We start from the raw sequence: 15,559 nt of genomic DNA, 5'->3' as shown, positions 1-15,559 counted from the left end.
CGGGCCGACTCGCGAGCGGATGCGAGGCGGTCTGCGTTGGGGCGCGCGGTGACGAGGATCGGCCGCTGGTCCTGCGCCTCCGCCGACGCAGGAAGCCGCCGCTTGCCCCGTGCGGCGGCCGCATGTGAGATGCGCGCCACGGATTGCAGGACGAGCCATGCCTTCGACGAAGCGCAACAGGGCCGCCGGAGACGGCGGCGAAGAACGGGATGTTCTCGATCTCGGCGGCTATGTCCCCTATTTCCTGACGGCGATCTCGAACACCTGGTCGCGCAGCTCGTCGCGGCTTTATCTGGAGCGCTTCGGCGTCGGCGTCACCGAATGGCGCGTGATCTCGCAGCTCGCCATCGAACCCCGCATCGCGGCGCAGCGCATCTGCGAGGTCATCGGGCTCGACAAGGGCGCGGTCAGCCGTGGCGTCGCGGCTTTGGTCGCGGCCGGCCATGTCGCGGAAAGCGCGGATGATCGCGATGCGCGCCGCCTGCTGCTGGAGCTGACGCCGAGCGGCTATGCCCTGCATGACGGTCTGATCGCGCTGGCCACGGCGCGCGAAGGGCTGATGCTGGAGGACTTCACGCCCCAGGAGCGCACGCAACTGATCGGCTTCCTGCGCCGGCTGCATGCACGCCTGCCCGAGTTGCGGCAGTTCGGGGCCGGCGAGTGAGGCGCAGCCGGGCCATCGCCCCTGTCACCAGCGCCGGTAACCGTAGCCGAAGCCGTACCCGCCATAGGGGCCGCTGAAATCCTGATAGCCATAGCTTCGGCGCCTGTCGGCGCGGTCGAGATCGATCTCCTGCAGGCATTGCGCGAAGGCATCGGTCCCGGTGCGGAAGCCATAGCCGCGGCACTGCTCGGCATCGAGCGCGCGACGCTCTTCGATGGTGATGCAGCCGCCGGCCAGGAGTGAAAGGGCCAGGGCGGCGATCGCTGCGATCTTCATGTCCCGTCATCCTTCGGCTTGGCGTGGCATCGCGACAGCCAAGGCCGCAAATGCGTCGAGATTGAGAAAGAGCCTCAGGCATAGCGGCGCGAAGCCGCCCCATGCGCCAGCCTGAGCGCTGCGACATCGAGCCCCGGCACCGCGCCGTCGACGACGCGCCAGCGCCCGGCGACCATCACCCGGTCGGCGCGGCTGGCGCCGCAGAGCACCAGTGCCGCGACAGGGTCATGCGCGCCCGAGAAGCGCAGCTCGTCCAGCCGGAAGAGCGCAAGATCGGCCTCCAACCCGGGCGCGATCCGCCCGATGTCGGAGCGGCCGAGGCAGCGCGCCGAGCCTTCGGTGGCCCAGCGGATCACGTCGCGCGCCGTCACCGCGGTCGCGCTCTCATAGCGCAGCCGGTTGATCAGGAGAGCGTGGCGCAACTCCTCCATCAGGTTCGAGCCGTCATTCGAGGCGGAGCCGTCGACGCCCAGGCCCAGCGGTGCGCCGGCCGCCTCCAGCTCGCGCGTCCGGCAGAAGCCCGAGGCCAGAACGCCGTTCGAGGTTGGGCAGTGGCAGACCCCGACCCCGGCCTTGCCCAGCCGCTCGCATTCCTCGCAGGAGAAATGGATGCCATGCGCCAGCCAGGTCTTCGGCCGCATCCAGCCGGTCTCCTCCAGCAGGTCGAGCGGGCGCTTGCCATAGGTTTCGAGGCAATAGGCGTCCTCGTCCCTGGTCTCGGCGAGATGGGTGTGCAGCGGCGCGTCAAACCGCGCCGCCAGCTCCGCGCTCCTGGCCATCAGCGCGGGCGTCACCGAGAAGGGCGAGCAGGGCGCAAGCGCGATCTGGATCATCGCGCCCGGCGCCGGATCGTGGAACAGGCTCAGCACGCGCTCGCTGTCGGCGAGGATCGTGTCCTCGTCCTGCACCACGCTGTCGGGCGGCAGGCCGCCATCCTTCTGGGACAGGTTCATCGAGCCGCGCGAGATAGTCGCGCGGATGCCGAGCGTGCGCGCCTCCTCGACCGCGATGTCGACCGCGCTCTCCAGCCCTTTCGGATAGAGATAATGGTGGTCGGCGGCCGTGGTGCAGCCCGAGAGCAGAAGCTCGCTCAGCGCGACCCTGACCGCCAGCCGCAGATCGTCGGGGTTGAGCCTGGCCCAGAGCGGGTAGAGCGCGGTCAGCCACGGAAACAGCTCGCGGTCGATCGCGGCCGGGTGGGCCCGCGTCAGCGTCTGGTAGAAATGGTGGTGGGTGTTGATCAGCCCGGGCAGCACGACATGGTTCGAGGCGTCGAAGATGTCGTCGACCGGCCGGGCGGGGGCCTGCCCGGGTTGAACCAGTTCGACGATGCGCGAGCCCTCGACCACGACGCCGCCGCCGGCCGCCTCCGCGACGATGCCGAGCGGATTCCTGATCCAGAGGCGCATGATCTGTTCCGGCCGAGTTGATGAGGATTGAGGGGATAAAATGCTGGGCCCCCTCAGTCCCAGGGCGAATCGACCTTGCAGCGATAGCCGATGAAGCAGCTCGGCGTGTCGCGACTGGGCACCCAGGCCGGTTCGAGAAAGTCGCCATGCGAGCAGAAGCCGCGGTCGCGCACGAAGCGGTCGAAGGTATGCCCGCCGGTGCCGAGCACGATCGCGCCGCTGGCGGCGACGCTCTGCCGGTTGACGTTGCAGGTCCTGTCGAGGGTCGAGGGGCGCGGCTGGGCGAGCGCGGCGCCGCTCGCCAGCACCAGTATCAGGGACAGGGTGAAACGCGTCATGATGGCCTCCTGCGAACCTCTGGCTGCGGTCTCATCCTAACACACTGCAGGCGCCGTCGTTCCCCGGGAACGCCGTTGGCGCATCGCCTGCCCGGCGCGCGATGCTTGACGTCGCCGCCGCCTTCCGCCATCGCTCCGGCGTTTTCGTAACCGCCGGAGCCGTGCCATGTCGCTGACCGATCTCGCCGCCACCATCGACGCCGCCTGGGAGGCCCGCTCCGAGATCGGCATCAACACCAAAGGCGCGGTGCGCGAGGCGGTCGAGCAGGCGATCGAGATGCTCGATGCCGGCCAGGCCCGCGTCGCCGAAAAGCATGGCGCGGATTGGGCCGTGCATCAGTGGCTGAAGAAGGCGGTGCTGCTCTCCTTCCGCCTGACCGACAACATGATCATCGCCAACGGCCCGGGCGAAGGCGTGTTCTGGGACAAGGTCCCGTCCAAGTTCGAGGGCTGGGGCGAGAACCGCTTCCGCGCCGCCGGCTTCCGCGTCGTGCCGCCGGCCGCCGCTCGCAAGGGCTCCTTCATTGCCCCGAACGTCGTGCTGATGCCGTCCTTCGTCAACATCGGCGCCTATGTCGATTCCGGCACCATGGTCGACACCTGGGCGACGGTCGGCTCCTGCGCCCAGATCGGCAAGAATGTGCATCTGTCCGGCGGTGTCGGCATCGGCGGCGTGCTCGAGCCGCTGCAGGCCAACCCGACCATCATCGAGGACAATTGCTTCATCGGAGCCCGCTCCGAGGTCGTCGAGGGCGTGATCGTCGGCGAGGGCTCGGTGCTCTCGATGGGCGTCTTCATCTCGGCCTCGACCAAGATCGTCGACCGCGCCACCGGCGAAGTCCACATCGGCAAGGTGCCGCCCTATTCGGTGGTCGTGCCGGGCTCGCTGCCGGGCAAGCCCTTCCCGGATGGCACGCCGGGCCCCTCGCTCTCCTGCGCCGTCATCGTCAAGACGGTCGATGCGCAGACGCGCTCCAAGACCGGCATCAACGAGCTGCTGCGCGATTGAGCCATCGCCTCATTCTCGGGCGAAGCAAAGCTTCGACCCGAGAATCTCAGGACGAGAAGGCGCCGGTTTCCGAGATGGTCGGGTCAAGCCCGACCATGACGCGTATTCCTCAGCCCACCGGCGTCGGCGCGCCGGCTTCGGGCGCCACCGTCGTCGCACCCGCCAGCGCATCGCGCAGCGCCTGCTCGCGGGTGTGGTCGAGCGAGGTCTTCAGCACCACGCCGCCCGTGCCCTTGATGGCTTCCAGCACCTTGTCGCCGGTCACGCGCTTGACCAGGACGAAGAGCGCGGCATTGCCCGGCTGCAGGCTGGTCGACAGTTCCTTCATGAACTTGTCGTCGACGCCGTAATCGGTCAGCGCGCCGCCGAGTGCGCCGGACGCCGCGCCGAGGGCGGCACCTGCGAGCGGCATTAGGAAGATCGCGCCGATCAGGAGGCCCCAGAACGAGCCCGAGACGGCGCCCATCGCCGTGGTGTTGAGGAGCTGGTTCAGCTTCACCTTGCCGTCTTCATGCATCACCGCGATGGCGGCGTCGCCGATCTCGATCAGGTATTCCTTCTGCAGCGCGAAGATCTTCTGGCGCATCTCCTCGGCGCGCGCTTCGGTCGGATAGACGATGACGACGAGATCGGACATGGGGCTCTCCTGCCAGGGTTAGGCGTGAAAAGAGGTTGAGGAGTAAGGACCTGGACCCGCTTCGTGACGGGCACGTGGCAAGCTAGATCAAAGCGCGATGGACGTCTTGATGTCTCTCAATCGCCGGCCGCCGCCTTTGCCGCCTCCACCGCGCCGCCGCGCAGCGGCAGTTCCTTCATCCGCAGCAGGAAGAACAGCGCGCAGGCGAAACCGATGCAGGTCGCCCCGAAGACGTACTGGAAGAGCCGGATCATCGTGTCGCGGTCGACGGCGTCGAGCTTCACCGCCTCATGCGAAAGGCCCGCCCCGGAGGCGCCGACGCCGCCGAGCACGATCGCCCCGAACACCGCCACGATCAGCGCCCCGCCGATCTGCCGGAAGAAATTGGCCGTTCCCGTCGCCGTGCCGAGCTGGTGCGGGGCGACGGCGTTCTGGATGGAGACAGTGGAGACCGGCAGCATCGTGCCGAGCCCGATGCTGATCAGTCCGAGCAGGATGCAGAACGGCACCAGCGGCATCCGCCCGGCATAGACGGTGAGCAGGGCGACACCGGCCAGCGCGAGCGAAAGCCCGATCACCGGCACGCGCTTGTAATGCGTCAGCCGCGTCATCGCCCGGCCCGACATCGTCGCGCCGAACACCGTGCCGCAGGTCAGGGGCAGCAGGCCGAGCCCCGAGGAGGCGGCGCTAAGGCCGACGACCGTCTCGAAATAGACCGGCAGGTAGATCGTCAGCCCGATGAAGGTGCCCATGCCGAAGCCGGCCGCGATGGTGCCCATGCGGACCACCGGATTGGCCAGGATGTCGAGCGGGATCAGCGGCTCATCGGCCGTCCGGAGGCGCCGGGCGAAGGCGAGCCAGAGTACGAGTGACAGGCCGACCAGCCCTCCGATCGGCGGGGATGTCCAGGGGTAGCGCGTGCCGCCCCAGGACAGCGCAAGCAGCAGCGTCATCGTCGCGCTGGTGATCAGCACGGCGCCGAGCACGTCGAGCTTGTGCGGTCGCTCATGCCGCGGCAGCCGCTTCAGCGCCGAACTCGTCATCCAGTAGGCGGCGGCGCCCAGCGGCAGGTTGATCCAGAAGATCACCGACCAGTGCAGCCGCTCGGCGATCACCCCGCCCAGAACGGGTCCGAGCAGCGAGGACGACATGAAGACGGTCGCGATATAGACCTGATAGCGCCCGCGTTCCTTCGGCGAGACCATGTCGGCCACGATGGTCTGCGCCAGCGCGATCAGCCCGCCGCCGCCCAATCCCTGGATGAAGCGCGCCAGCACCAGGAGCCAGAGCGACGGTGCGACCGCGCAGGCGAGTGAGCCCAGCATGAAGACGACGATGCCGGACAGCAGCACGACCCGGCGGCCGTGAATATCGGCGAGCTTGCCGTAGAGCGGGGTCACGGCCGTCGAGGCCAGCAGATAGGAGGTCACCACCCAGGACAGATGCGTGACGTCGCCAAGTTCGCGCCCGATTGTCGGCATCGCGGTGGCGACGATGGTCTGGTCGAGTGCCGCCAGGAACATCGCCAGCATGATGCCGAACAGGATGCTGCGGATGTCCTCATGGGTCAGCGGCGCGGCGCCGATCGGCGCCTGATGCGCCTGCGTCTCGACCCGTTTGTCCATCAAATCCAGCGCCTGTCCGTGCGTCTTTGTGCGGTGCACAGTCTATAAGTACCCAAAGCCATGCACCAGAGGCAGGACAAGCAAGCAGGGTCTGGCGGCCATGCTTTGCCGGATGGAACCCGCCGGAGAGATGGCCGATCAGCGCCCCTGCCTCAGCACCTCATGGCGTCTCACGGTTTGCGTCCGATGACAGGGTGTCGCCGCCCCCCGCCGGGCCAGTAGAGCGATGGCCCGCGACCCTTGCCGGGTCCTCCGTCTCGCGGCGCGAAATTCGCCCGGCCCCGGAGAATGGCAGGCGCGCGTCGGCGCGATGTGCTAACCGGGCGGCTTCGATCCCGACGGAGCCCCATCATGGCGAAGAAGACCCCCGAACAGCTCGCTCGCGAATTCGAGGGCCGCAAGGCCAAGGGGCTGGCCAAGGGCGGTGCGGCGTTCTGGCCCAACATCATCGCCAACGCCGTGCTGAAGCTGACGGCCGCTGGCGAGACGATCAGCGTCGCTGCGCTGACGGAGTTGATCGCGAAGGACGCCGAATCCGCCGAGGTCACGCTCAAGGCCGGCGCGACCGAGGCACTGGCGCGGCTGCGGCAGGCCGTGGCGAAGGCGGAGGGTTAGCCTCGCGGAACGCAGGGCACAATTAGCCCGGCTCGCCGGCGATGACGCCCTTGCGCAGCAGGAAGCAGCCATAGGGCCGCGGGTCGCCGACCTGCACCACGGCGAAGGCCGCGCGCGCCGCATCGTAGAAGGCGAAGCGCTCGATGCCGGCGAGCGGCGCGGGCGCTCCCCGCGCGTGGTCGAGTTCGCGCTGCACGGCGGCCTGCACCGCCGGAATGGCATCGGCATCGCCGACGACCTGCATGCGACGCACAGGATCCGCCTCGAAATCGTCGATCGGCAGCACCGACAGGATGGCCCGTGCCGCCCGCTCCATCGTCAGCCCCGGCAGGCGGACCAGCCGTCCGCTGGTGGTGGCGCGGGCGATCGTTTCGGCCGGGTGGTTGGCATCGACGAGAGCGAGGTCGTCGCCATGCCCCATCGCGGCGAGCACCCAGAGCAGGTCGGCGGACAGCACGGGGTCGAGGTTCTTCAGCATGGCGGCGTCGTCCTGACATCTGGAGCGCATGTCATCCCGGGCGGAGCGAAGCGCAGAGCCGGGATCATCGCCGTCCCCGGCGGGAGAGATAGATGCGCGCGGCGTTGCCGCCGAAGATGGCCTCCCGCTCGGCTTGACTGCAGCCGCCGAGCAGCGCGGTCACGATCTCGAACCAGCGGGCATAGTCGGCTCGCAGCGTCACGACCGGCCAGTCGCTGCCGAAGATCAGGCGCTGCGGCTCGAAGCGGGCGAGGAGATGTTCGACCACCGGGGCCAGCGTCTCGATCGTCCAGCCGGCGGTAGCCTCCGTGACGAGGCCGGAGAGCTTGCAGGATGCCTGCGGATGGGCGGCGAGCGCGTCGATGCCGTCGCGCCAGAGACCGAGATCGCCCGCCACGAGATCGGGCTTGGCGGCGTGGTCGATCACCACGGCAAGCGCGGGATGACGGTCGAGCAGGGCGAGCGTGGCCGGGATATGGCGCGGCTTCAGCAGGGCGTCGAAGACGAGATCATGGGCGATCATCGCGTCGAAAGCCGGTGCGAGCGCAGGCCGCGCGAGCCAGCCTTCGTCTTCGATGTCGTGGACCATCGGCCGCAAGCCCAGCAGGAGCGGGTTCGCGCCCAGCGCGGCGATCCGTCTGGCGGCGCCGGGCGCTTCGAAATCGCACCAGCCGATCACGCCCGCGACGAAGGGCGTGCGCGCCGCGATGTCGAGCAGGAAGCGCGTCTCGGCCTGCGTCGGCGCGGCCTGGACCAGGATGCTGCGCGCGATGCCGTGGCGGGCGAGCAGGGGGGCGAGGTCTTCGGGGCCGAAATCACGGTGAATCTGGCCCAGCGCCGGCGTCAGCCAGCCATAATCGCCGCGCGCGATCTGCCAGAAATGCTGGTGGGCGTCGATCCGCATCGGCGTCACCTCGGCGCCGGCACATCGGCGCCGAGCAGGCGCTCGGCCTTGAGCTCCGCCCAGAGCGCGGCCGGGACGGGCTTCGACAGCTCCGCGATCTGGTCCTCGACCTCGGCCGGCGAGACGGCGCCCATGACGAGGCTCGCCACCGCCGGATGGCCGAGCGGGAAATGCAGCGCGGCGCGGCGCAGCGGCACGTCATGGCGTTCGCAGACGGCCTGGATCGCGCCGACGCGGGCGACGATTGCAGGCGGAGCCGGGTTGTAGTTGTAGGTCGCGCCCGGCACCGGCCCAGTGGCGAGGATGCCGGAGTTGAAGACGCCGCCGAGCATCAGCCCGATGCCCTTCTCCTGCGCCAGCGGCATGAACGAGGCCAGCGCCGGCTGCTCGAGCAGCGAGTAGCGCCCGGCCAGCAGCATCGTGTCGAAGTCGCCGGCGCGGGCGAAGCGCTCGCACATCTCCGCTTCGTTGACGCCGACCCCGATGGCCTTGACCGCGCCGGACGCGCGCAGTTTCTCCAGCGCGCGATAAGCCCCCGCCATCGCCTCGGAGAAGCGCTGCTCGATCATCGCGGCGCCATGGGTCCAGACATCGACGTCGTGGATCAGGACGATCTCGATGCGGTCGACGCCGAGGCGCAGGGCCGACTGCTCCAGCGAGCGCATCGCGCCATCGTAGGAATAGTCGAAGCGCAAGCCATGCGGCAGGCCGCCGCGATAGCCGGAGCCGTCGCCGCGCCCGGCGAAGGGCTCCGCGACGCGGCCGACCTTGGTCGAGAGCGCGATGCCCTCGCGCCCGGCGCGGCGCAGCGCTGCCCCGATGCGATGCTCGGACAGGCCATGGCCGTAGAGCGGGGAGGTGTCGATCAGCGTGACGCCGCCCGAGATCGCGGCCTCCACCGTGGCGACGGCCCGCGTTTCGTCGAGCCTCGCATAGAGGTCGCCCAGCGGCGCGGCCCCGAAACCGAGCGTCGAGACAGGCAATCCGCTGCGGCCGAGCCGGCGCAGCGTGAGGGCGGTGACGGCAGGCATAGGGGCGTTTCCGTTATCGTTGGCAGCACTATGTGCATACCAACATGTTAGCTTGCAACCGTCTTCGAACCGGATTAGCGTCGACCCCAAGATGGTGGGCTCGACCGGATGAAATCCGGCGCTGCCTGCCGCGTCAACAGGCCCGCAAAGGGCTGGATCATGAAGTCCAGGGAGGACAAGTCGATGAGCGAGACCCCACTCAAGCCGACCCGTCGGGCGTTGATGCGCGGTGCCGCGGCGCTCGGCGCCACGGGCGCGATCGTCTCGCCGCTCGTGCTGCGCGAGGTGCGTGCCCAGGCGGCTTTCAACTGGAAGCGCTTCTCCGGCACGACCATCGACGTGCTGCTCGTCAAGAACCCGCGTTCGGACCTGATGCAGGCCGCCGAGAAGGAATTTACCGAGCTCACCGGCATCAAGGTCTCGGCCGAGCAGGTGCCCGAGCAGCAGCAACGCCAGAAGGCGGTGATCGAATTCGCCTCGGGCAAGCCGAGCTTCGATGTGAGCGGCATCTCGCTGCATGTCCAGAAGCGCATGGCCGCCAAGGGCAAGTGGTTCGAGGATCTGACGCCCTATATCAAGGACGCCTCGCTGACCGCGCCCGATTTCAACTTCGAGGATTTCGGCGCCGGCCCCGTCGCCTATGCGCGCCAGGCCGACGGCTCGCTCGATACGATTCCGTTCTTCGTCGACTACTGGATGGTCTACTACAACAAGGAGATCTTCGACGCGAAGGGCGTGGCCTACCCCAAGTCGATGGACGAGATGGCCACCGTCGCCGCGAAGCTGCACGATCCTGCCAAGGGCATCGCCGGCTTCGTCTCGCGCGGCCTGAAGAACGCCAATGTCCCGGTCTGGGCCAGCCTCGTGCTCGGCCAGGGCATCGAGACGACCTCGCCCGAGGGCAAGCTGCTGACGGACACGCCGGAGGCCGTCTGGGCCGGCGAACTCTACAAGAAGCTCAACAAGGACTCCGGCCCGGTCGGCCAGGTCGGCTTCAACTGGAACGAGTGCCAGACCACCTTCATGCAGGGCCGCGCCGCGATGTGGCTCGACGGCATCGGCTTTGCCACGCCGCTGGAGGATCCCAGCAAGTCGCGCATCGTCGGCAAGGTCGGCTACGGCATCACGCCGCCGGGACCGAAGGCGCATCACGCCGGCATGTTCGCCGACGGCATGGGCATCTCGCGCGGCTCCCAGAAGAAGCAGGCCGCCTGGCTCTATCTCCAGTTCATGACCAGCAAGGCTCAGCAACTCGCCATGCTCAAGGCCGGTGCCGGCGCGCCTGGCCGCGCCTCGGCCTATCTCGACACCGAGACGATCGCGCAGTCGAAATTCGGCAAGCAGTATTTCGACTGCCTGCTCGGCTCGGCCAAGGTCGCCCGCGCGGCGCTGCCGCAGATCGTGCCGGTGACGGAGTTCCGCGACGTCTTCGGCGTGGCGCTGACCAATGCGCTGGGCGGTGCCGATGTCGCAGCCGAGCTGAAGAAGGCGACCGAGACCTTCGCCCCGGTGCTCGCCAAGAGCGAGCAGGGGTAAGCGACAACGCCGTCATGGTCGGCCTTGTGCCGACCATCCACGTCTTCGTCGATCGAAGGCGGTGTTCAAGTCGTGGATGCTCGGCACAAGGCCGAGCATGACGACGTGGCTCGGGCAGACAGAATGACAGCCACAGCATTTCCATCGGCGACCTCGGCCGCCCCGCCGCAGCCTGCGCCCTTCATCCACTCGGCCGATTTCACGCCGCGCTACTGGCTGTTCGCAGCGCCCGCCGTGCTGGTCGTGGCGACGGTGATCGTCTTCCCGTGGCTGTTCACGCTCTACATGTCCGGCCATGACTGGAAGATCGGCGGCGGGCCGGAATTCGTCGGCCTGCAGAACTTCGCCGAGCTCTGGCGCGATACGCGCTTCATCGAGTCGATGGGGCATACGCTTTATTTCACCATTCTGGCCGTGGTGCTCCCCATCCTGTTCGGCACGGCCGCCGCGCTGGTCTTCCACCGCGAATTCCCGTTTCGTGGCCTGCTCCGGACGATCTTCGTGATGCCGATGATGGCGACGCCGGTCGCCGTCGCGCTGGTCTGGACGATGATGTTCCACCCGCAGCTCGGCGTGCTGAACTACCTGCTTTCGCTCGTCGGCATCGGGCCGCAGGCCTGGGTCTATGCGCCCGACACCGTGATCCCGACGCTGATCCTGGTCGAGGTCTGGCACTGGACGCCGCTGGTCATGCTGATCGTGCTCGGCGGCCTCGCCGGCCTGCCGCGCGAGCCTTACGAATCCGCGCTGATCGACGGCGCCAATGCCTGGCACATGTTCCGTCACATCACGCTGCCGCTGGTCTGGCCCTTCATCATGGTGGCGATCGTGATCCGCACCATCGACGCGCTGAAGGCCTTCGACACCATCTTCGTCATCACCCAGGGCGGGCCGGGCACGGCGTCCGAGACGCTGAACATCTTCCTCTATCTGCAGGCCTTCCAGTTCTACAAGATCGGCTACGCCTCGGCCGTGGTGGTGATCTTCTTCGTCGTCATCATCATGCTCTCGCTGCTCCTGCTCTATGCGCGGCAGAAGTCGAAGTGGAACGCGTGATGTCTCTGCGCGCACTCACACCCTCCACGTCATTCCGGGCGACCGAAGGGCGACCCGGAATCCATCGTAGAGCGCTGGCGCCCTTCGATGGATTCCGGAGCTGCGCGGCGGTGCCGCTTGTCCGGAATGACGGTGAGGGGATCGCGAACGGGACGAGGGCCTTCCCATGAAGCGCCTCGCCACCAAGCTCGGCTTCTACGCCTCGGTCTTCGTGCTCGTTTCGCCGGCGGTGCTGGTCTTCCTCTGGATGATCTCGCTGTCCTTCAAGAACGAACTCGACAACACCGCCTTCCCGCCGGTCTTCATTCCGAACCCGCCGACGCTGAAGAATTATGTCGACGTCTTCGCGCAGAACAATTTCGCGCTTTACCTCTGGAATTCGATCTTGGTCACCGGCGGCGCCGTCCTGATTGGCCTTGGCGTCGGCGTGCCTGCCGGCTACGGCATCGCGCGCGGCAAGGCGACCAAGTTCGCGATCCTGATCCTGGTCGCGCGGATGACGCCGGCGCTGTCCTATCTGATCCCGCTCTTCCTGCTCTTCCAGATGACGGGGCTGGTCGGCACCATCACGGCGCTCGTCATCACCCATCTCGTCATCACCATCCCGATCATCGTCTGGATCATGATCGGGTATTTCGAGAACGTTCCCATCGAACTGGAGGACGCAGCCCGCATCGACGGCGCCACCACCTGGCAGGCCTTCCGTCATGTCGCGCTGCCGCTGGCACGTCCGGGCATCGTGGTCGGCGGCATCCTCGCCTTCATCTTCTCCTGGAACAATTTCATCTTCTCGGTCGTGCTCGGCGGCAAGAACAGCCGCACGCTGCCTTCGGCCGTCTACAACTCGCTGACCTTCGAGCAGATCTCCTGGGGACCGCTGGCGGCCGCCGCGCTGCTGGTGACGCTGCCGGTGCTGCTGGTGACTGTGCTGGCCCAGCGCCAGATCGTCGCCGGGCTCTCCGCCGGAGGGCTCAAGGATGGCTGAAGCCTGCATCCCGCTCTTGTTTCAGCCTCTATCATCGCTCTAACATGTCAGTTGCCGCATCCTTCCGAAAGACCAGTTCCATGCCCCTCGATCCGAACCGTTTCGGCCTGTCCTGCGCCATCACCACACCGATGAAGGAGGGCGGCAGCGTCGACCTGCCGCGCCTGGTCAAGCACGCGCTGCATGTGCTGGCGCAGGGCTGCGACAGCGTCACGCTGTATGGCACCACTGGCGAGGGTGCTGCACTCGGCCTGCCGGCGCGCGGCGCGATGATGGGCGCGCTGATCGGTGCCGGTATCGACCCGGCCAGCCAGGTCTATGCCGGCGTCGCCGCCGCTTCGCTGAACGAGTCGGTCGAGCAGGGCCGGCTGGCGCTCGATGCCGGGGCCAGGGGGTTACTGGTCGCGCCGCCCTTCTACTTCAAGGGCGTCAGCGACGAGGGGCTCTATCGCTGGTTCTCGCAGCTCTTCGAGAAGCTCGGCCCCTCGGTCCGCAACGTCATTCTCTACCACATCCCGTCCGTGACCGCCGTCGACATCAGCGTCGACCTCGTCCAGCGGCTGAAGACGGCGTTCCCCGGCATCGTTGCCGGCGTCAAGGATTCGTCGGGCAGCTACGCCAACACCGAGGCGCTGCTGAAGGCCCATGGCGAACTCGCCATTCTCGTCGGCGACGAGCGCCAGCTGGCGAAGGCCGTGCGCAACGGCGCGCAGGGCTCGATCTGCGGTGTCGCCAATCTCGTGCCCCATCTCCTGCGACCGATGGTCTATGAGGGCACCGACTCTCCTGTGGTGAACGCGCTGGTCGACGAGATCTGCTCGCATCCGGTGCTGCCGGCGGTGAAGGCGCTGGTCGGGCATTTGCATGGCGATGCCGGCTACGGCGCGATGCGCCCGCCGCTGGAGGCACTGGACGAAGCCACGCGCAAGCGGCTCTTCGCTGCCTTCGACAGGATCACGCAGGCCAAGGCAGCTTGACCAGGGCCGCCTGACAAGGCCGCCTGAGAGGAGAACAAGTCTTGAACCAGCCCGAGCCCGATGCCCGCGAGGCTGAGCCGCTGAAGCTGAGGGAGCGCGCCTATGCCTCCTTCACCGAGCGGCTGCTGGCACGCGAGATCAAGCCCGGGCAGTTCGTCACCCAGCGCGAGCTCGTGGCGCTGACCGGCCTGCCGCTCGGCGCGATCCGTGAGTTGATCCCCAGGCTCGAGGCCGAGGGACTGATCAAGACCGTGCCGCAGCGGGGCATGCAGGTCGCCCATGTCGACCTCAACCTGATCCGCAACGCCTTCCAGTTCCGGCTCTTCCTGGAGAAGGAGGCGACCGCGCTCTATGCGGCCAATGCGACCGATGACGAGATCGCCGAGCAGCGCGCCCGGCACGAGGCGATCATTGCCCGTGCCGAGGCCGGCGGCGACCCGACGCTGATCGAGGAGGCCGAGGACGTCGACCGGCTGATGCATGAGGCGATCATCGATCATCTAGACAACGACATCGTCTCGAAGGCGTTTCGCGTCACCTGGCTCAAGATCAGGCTGATCCGGCAATACGAGACGCGTATCCACAACAGCATCATCGTGCCGGTGATGCAGGACCATCTGCGGATCATCGGCGCCATCGAGGACCGTGACCCGATCCGCGCCGCCGAGGCGATGAGCATGCATATCGGCAACGCCCGGACGCGGGCCATGACCTACTGACGAGGCAGGCGACCCATCATCACCCCTAGACTTTCAGCGAGCCGGGAAAACCGGCCGTACCCCGGAGGGAAACGACCATGACGAAGCTGACGAAGCGCGATTTCCTGACCGCATCCGCCGCCGCGGGCGCGGCCGTTTTCATGCCGACCATCCTGCGCGCGCAGGCGACCGTGCTGCGCTGGGGCGAGATGCTGCCGGCGACCCATCCGCAGGTGCAGATGGTCGAGCGCATCGCCAAACAGGTGAAGGAGAAGACCTCCGGCCGCGTCGATATCCAGTCTTTCCCGGCCGGCCAGCTCGGCTCCGGCAAGGACATGATGGAGTCGGTTGCGTCCGGTGCGCTGACCATGACGACGGACGGGGCGGCCGCGCTCGGCTCCTTCCTGCCGCAGCTTTCGGTGATCGAGGCGCCGTATCTCTGGCGCGATGCCGCCCATATGGCGAAGGTCGCCAAGGCCCCGGTCTTCACCCAGATGAACGCCGATCTCGAAAAGAAGCGCGGCATGCGCATGGCGGCCGTGACCTATTACGGCAAGCGCCACCTCACCACCGGCTCGAAGGCCGTGAAGAGCGCGGCCGACGTGGCTGGTCTCAAGCTCAGGGTGCCGCCGGTCGATACCTTCCGCGCCATGGTCGAGGCCTGGGGCGCCAAGGCGACGCCGGTGAACTTCAACGAGCTCTATCTGGCGCTGAGCCAGGGCGCCGTCGACGGGCAGGAGAACCCGCTGCCGACGATCCACTCGGCCAAGCTGCAGGAGGTGCAGAAGCACCTGATCCTGACCGGGCACATCATCACGCCGCGCCTCGTCATCGTGAACAGCGATTTCTGGAAGGGCCTGAAGGATGCCGACCGGAGCCTGCTGGAGGCCGCCATTGCCGACGGCGTCGCCTGGCAGGACGCGGAACTCGCCAGCCAGGAGGGCAGCCTGGTCGCGACCTTGAAGGCCGCCGGCATGACCGTGACCGAGCCCGACCTCGAAAGCTTCTCGAAGCCGGTCCTTGCGACGCTGCCGAAGCAGTTCGAAGCCAAATGGGGCAAGGGCACCTGGGACGCGCTCGCAGCGCTTTAAGGGCTGTACTCTAACCGTAAAGGTCGCGGGGAACCCTCTCCCGTAGGGAGAGGGCAGGGTGAGGGGTCGGCCGCTTAGCGAGTAGCCGCGATCTTCCCGCCGCACCCGCGCATCCGGTGCTCGACTGGTCCAACGGCCGACACCTCCCCCCTGCCCCTCTCACTGACCTCGGGCTTGCCCGAGGTCAGTATCCAAAGTGTCGAAGTCGGGTATACCGACGTCGATGCAGG

At 67.6% G+C, this 15,559-nt stretch carries 17 protein-coding genes; 9 read left to right on the top strand and 8 right to left on the bottom strand.

Annotated elements, in window-relative coordinates:
* The first annotated feature begins 157 nt into the window (after positions 1-157).
* Positions 158-664, top strand: coding sequence for a MarR family winged helix-turn-helix transcriptional regulator (locus tag C8D03_RS06165; RefSeq protein WP_108045480.1), 507 nt, complete (start codon positions 158-160; stop codon positions 662-664).
* A 24-nt stretch (positions 665-688) separates the two neighbouring features.
* Here C8D03_RS06165 and C8D03_RS06160 read toward each other — a convergent pair whose 3' ends face one another.
* The 3 genes from C8D03_RS06160 to C8D03_RS06150 form a co-directional block, all read right to left on the bottom strand.
* Complete coding sequence (locus C8D03_RS06160; RefSeq protein ID WP_108045479.1) at positions 689-940, bottom strand: hypothetical protein; 252 nt, start codon at positions 938-940, stop codon at positions 689-691.
* 74 nt (positions 941-1,014) lie between these two features.
* Positions 1,015-2,349, bottom strand: a complete 1,335-nt coding sequence (locus C8D03_RS06155) for an 8-oxoguanine deaminase (protein WP_108045478.1) — start codon at positions 2,347-2,349, stop codon at positions 1,015-1,017.
* A 53-nt stretch (positions 2,350-2,402) separates the two neighbouring features.
* On the bottom strand, positions 2,403-2,687 hold the full coding sequence (locus tag C8D03_RS06150; protein WP_108045477.1) for a hypothetical protein: 285 nt from the start codon (positions 2,685-2,687) through the stop codon (positions 2,403-2,405).
* A gap of 166 nt (positions 2,688-2,853) precedes the next feature.
* On the opposite strand from C8D03_RS06150, the gene dapD reads away from it, so the two are divergent.
* On the top strand, positions 2,854-3,696 hold the full coding sequence (gene dapD / locus C8D03_RS06145; RefSeq protein WP_108045476.1) for a 2,3,4,5-tetrahydropyridine-2,6-dicarboxylate N-succinyltransferase: 843 nt from the start codon (positions 2,854-2,856) through the stop codon (positions 3,694-3,696).
* 109 nt (positions 3,697-3,805) lie between these two features.
* Here the strand turns inward: dapD and C8D03_RS06140 are convergent, their stop codons facing one another.
* Both C8D03_RS06140 and C8D03_RS06135 read right to left on the bottom strand, forming a co-directional pair.
* Positions 3,806-4,333 (bottom strand): DUF1269 domain-containing protein, encoded by a 528-nt coding sequence (locus tag C8D03_RS06140; protein WP_108045475.1) that lies wholly within the window; start codon positions 4,331-4,333, stop codon positions 3,806-3,808.
* Positions 4,334-4,449: 116 nt separating this feature from the next.
* Positions 4,450-5,958, bottom strand: coding sequence for an MDR family MFS transporter (locus tag C8D03_RS06135; protein WP_108045474.1), 1,509 nt, complete (start codon positions 5,956-5,958; stop codon positions 4,450-4,452).
* Between the two features lie 351 nt (positions 5,959-6,309).
* Between C8D03_RS06135 and C8D03_RS06130 the strand changes: the two genes are divergently transcribed.
* Positions 6,310-6,573, top strand: a complete 264-nt coding sequence (locus C8D03_RS06130; protein ID WP_108045473.1) for a hypothetical protein — start codon at positions 6,310-6,312, stop codon at positions 6,571-6,573.
* Between the two features lie 22 nt (positions 6,574-6,595).
* Here the strand turns inward: C8D03_RS06130 and C8D03_RS06125 are convergent, their stop codons facing one another.
* The 3 genes from C8D03_RS06125 to C8D03_RS06115 all read right to left on the bottom strand — a co-directional run bounded on the left by C8D03_RS06125 (position 6,596) and on the right by C8D03_RS06115 (position 8,986).
* Positions 6,596-7,051 (bottom strand): RbsD/FucU family protein, encoded by a 456-nt coding sequence (locus tag C8D03_RS06125; protein WP_108045472.1) that lies wholly within the window; start codon positions 7,049-7,051, stop codon positions 6,596-6,598.
* Positions 7,052-7,115: 64 nt separating this feature from the next.
* Positions 7,116-7,955, bottom strand: coding sequence for an amidohydrolase family protein (locus C8D03_RS06120; protein ID WP_108045471.1), 840 nt, complete (start codon positions 7,953-7,955; stop codon positions 7,116-7,118).
* Positions 7,956-7,960: 5 nt separating this feature from the next.
* Entirely contained in the window at positions 7,961-8,986 is a 1,026-nt protein-coding gene (locus tag C8D03_RS06115; RefSeq protein ID WP_108045470.1) for an aldo/keto reductase, read from the bottom strand.
* A gap of 183 nt (positions 8,987-9,169) precedes the next feature.
* Here C8D03_RS06115 and C8D03_RS06110 point away from each other — a divergent pair, with 183 nt between their 5' ends.
* From C8D03_RS06110 to C8D03_RS06085, 6 genes are all read left to right on the top strand, one after another.
* Positions 9,170-10,522 carry an ABC transporter substrate-binding protein gene (locus C8D03_RS06110; RefSeq protein ID WP_108051262.1) on the top strand — a complete coding sequence of 451 codons (1,353 nt, stop codon included), beginning with the start codon at positions 9,170-9,172 and terminating at the stop codon, positions 10,520-10,522.
* Positions 10,523-10,645: 123 nt separating this feature from the next.
* Complete coding sequence (locus tag C8D03_RS06105; protein WP_108045469.1) at positions 10,646-11,578, top strand: carbohydrate ABC transporter permease; 933 nt, start codon at positions 10,646-10,648, stop codon at positions 11,576-11,578.
* Between the two features lie 166 nt (positions 11,579-11,744).
* Positions 11,745-12,563, top strand: coding sequence for a carbohydrate ABC transporter permease (locus C8D03_RS06100; protein WP_108045468.1), 819 nt, complete (start codon positions 11,745-11,747; stop codon positions 12,561-12,563).
* A gap of 80 nt (positions 12,564-12,643) precedes the next feature.
* The gene (locus tag C8D03_RS06095; protein WP_108045467.1) at positions 12,644-13,540 is read left to right on the top strand and encodes a dihydrodipicolinate synthase family protein; all 897 of its coding nucleotides are present in this window, start codon (positions 12,644-12,646) and stop codon (positions 13,538-13,540) included.
* Between the two features lie 41 nt (positions 13,541-13,581).
* Positions 13,582-14,259, top strand: a complete 678-nt coding sequence (locus C8D03_RS06090) for a GntR family transcriptional regulator (protein WP_108045466.1) — start codon at positions 13,582-13,584, stop codon at positions 14,257-14,259.
* 77 nt (positions 14,260-14,336) lie between these two features.
* Positions 14,337-15,329 carry a sialic acid TRAP transporter substrate-binding protein SiaP gene (locus C8D03_RS06085; protein WP_108045465.1) on the top strand — a complete coding sequence of 331 codons (993 nt, stop codon included), beginning with the start codon at positions 14,337-14,339 and terminating at the stop codon, positions 15,327-15,329.
* Positions 15,330-15,559 lie beyond the last annotated feature (230 nt).

The organism is Bosea sp. 124, assembly GCF_003046175.1.
In the GTDB taxonomy this organism is placed as follows: domain Bacteria; phylum Pseudomonadota; class Alphaproteobacteria; order Rhizobiales; family Beijerinckiaceae; genus Allobosea.
Note: the sequence above shows the minus strand (reverse complement) of the source record. Positions and strands in the feature narration are given on the sequence as shown.

What these genes read in the sequence shown, in the direction of transcription:
- C8D03_RS06165 (WP_108045480.1), top strand. Translation starts at nt 158, where the DNA reads ATGCCTTCGACGAAGCGCAACAGGGCCGCCGGAGACGGCGGCGAAGAA.
- C8D03_RS06160 (WP_108045479.1), bottom strand. Translation starts at nt 940, where the DNA reads ATGAAGATCGCAGCGATCGCCGCCCTGGCCCTTTCACTCCTGGCCGGC.
- C8D03_RS06155 (WP_108045478.1), bottom strand. Translation starts at nt 2,349, where the DNA reads ATGCGCCTCTGGATCAGGAATCCGCTCGGCATCGTCGCGGAGGCGGCC.
- C8D03_RS06150 (WP_108045477.1), bottom strand. Translation starts at nt 2,687, where the DNA reads ATGACGCGTTTCACCCTGTCCCTGATACTGGTGCTGGCGAGCGGCGCC.
- dapD (WP_108045476.1), top strand. Translation starts at nt 2,854, where the DNA reads ATGTCGCTGACCGATCTCGCCGCCACCATCGACGCCGCCTGGGAGGCC.
- C8D03_RS06140 (WP_108045475.1), bottom strand. Translation starts at nt 4,333, where the DNA reads ATGTCCGATCTCGTCGTCATCGTCTATCCGACCGAAGCGCGCGCCGAG.
- C8D03_RS06135 (WP_108045474.1), bottom strand. Translation starts at nt 5,958, where the DNA reads ATGGACAAACGGGTCGAGACGCAGGCGCATCAGGCGCCGATCGGCGCC.
- C8D03_RS06130 (WP_108045473.1), top strand. Translation starts at nt 6,310, where the DNA reads ATGGCGAAGAAGACCCCCGAACAGCTCGCTCGCGAATTCGAGGGCCGC.
- C8D03_RS06125 (WP_108045472.1), bottom strand. Translation starts at nt 7,051, where the DNA reads ATGCTGAAGAACCTCGACCCCGTGCTGTCCGCCGACCTGCTCTGGGTG.
- C8D03_RS06120 (WP_108045471.1), bottom strand. Translation starts at nt 7,955, where the DNA reads ATGCGGATCGACGCCCACCAGCATTTCTGGCAGATCGCGCGCGGCGAT.
- C8D03_RS06115 (WP_108045470.1), bottom strand. Translation starts at nt 8,986, where the DNA reads ATGCCTGCCGTCACCGCCCTCACGCTGCGCCGGCTCGGCCGCAGCGGA.
- C8D03_RS06110 (WP_108051262.1), top strand. Translation starts at nt 9,170, where the DNA reads ATGAGCGAGACCCCACTCAAGCCGACCCGTCGGGCGTTGATGCGCGGT.
- C8D03_RS06105 (WP_108045469.1), top strand. Translation starts at nt 10,646, where the DNA reads ATGACAGCCACAGCATTTCCATCGGCGACCTCGGCCGCCCCGCCGCAG.
- C8D03_RS06100 (WP_108045468.1), top strand. Translation starts at nt 11,745, where the DNA reads ATGAAGCGCCTCGCCACCAAGCTCGGCTTCTACGCCTCGGTCTTCGTG.
- C8D03_RS06095 (WP_108045467.1), top strand. Translation starts at nt 12,644, where the DNA reads ATGCCCCTCGATCCGAACCGTTTCGGCCTGTCCTGCGCCATCACCACA.
- C8D03_RS06085 (WP_108045465.1), top strand. Translation starts at nt 14,337, where the DNA reads ATGACGAAGCTGACGAAGCGCGATTTCCTGACCGCATCCGCCGCCGCG.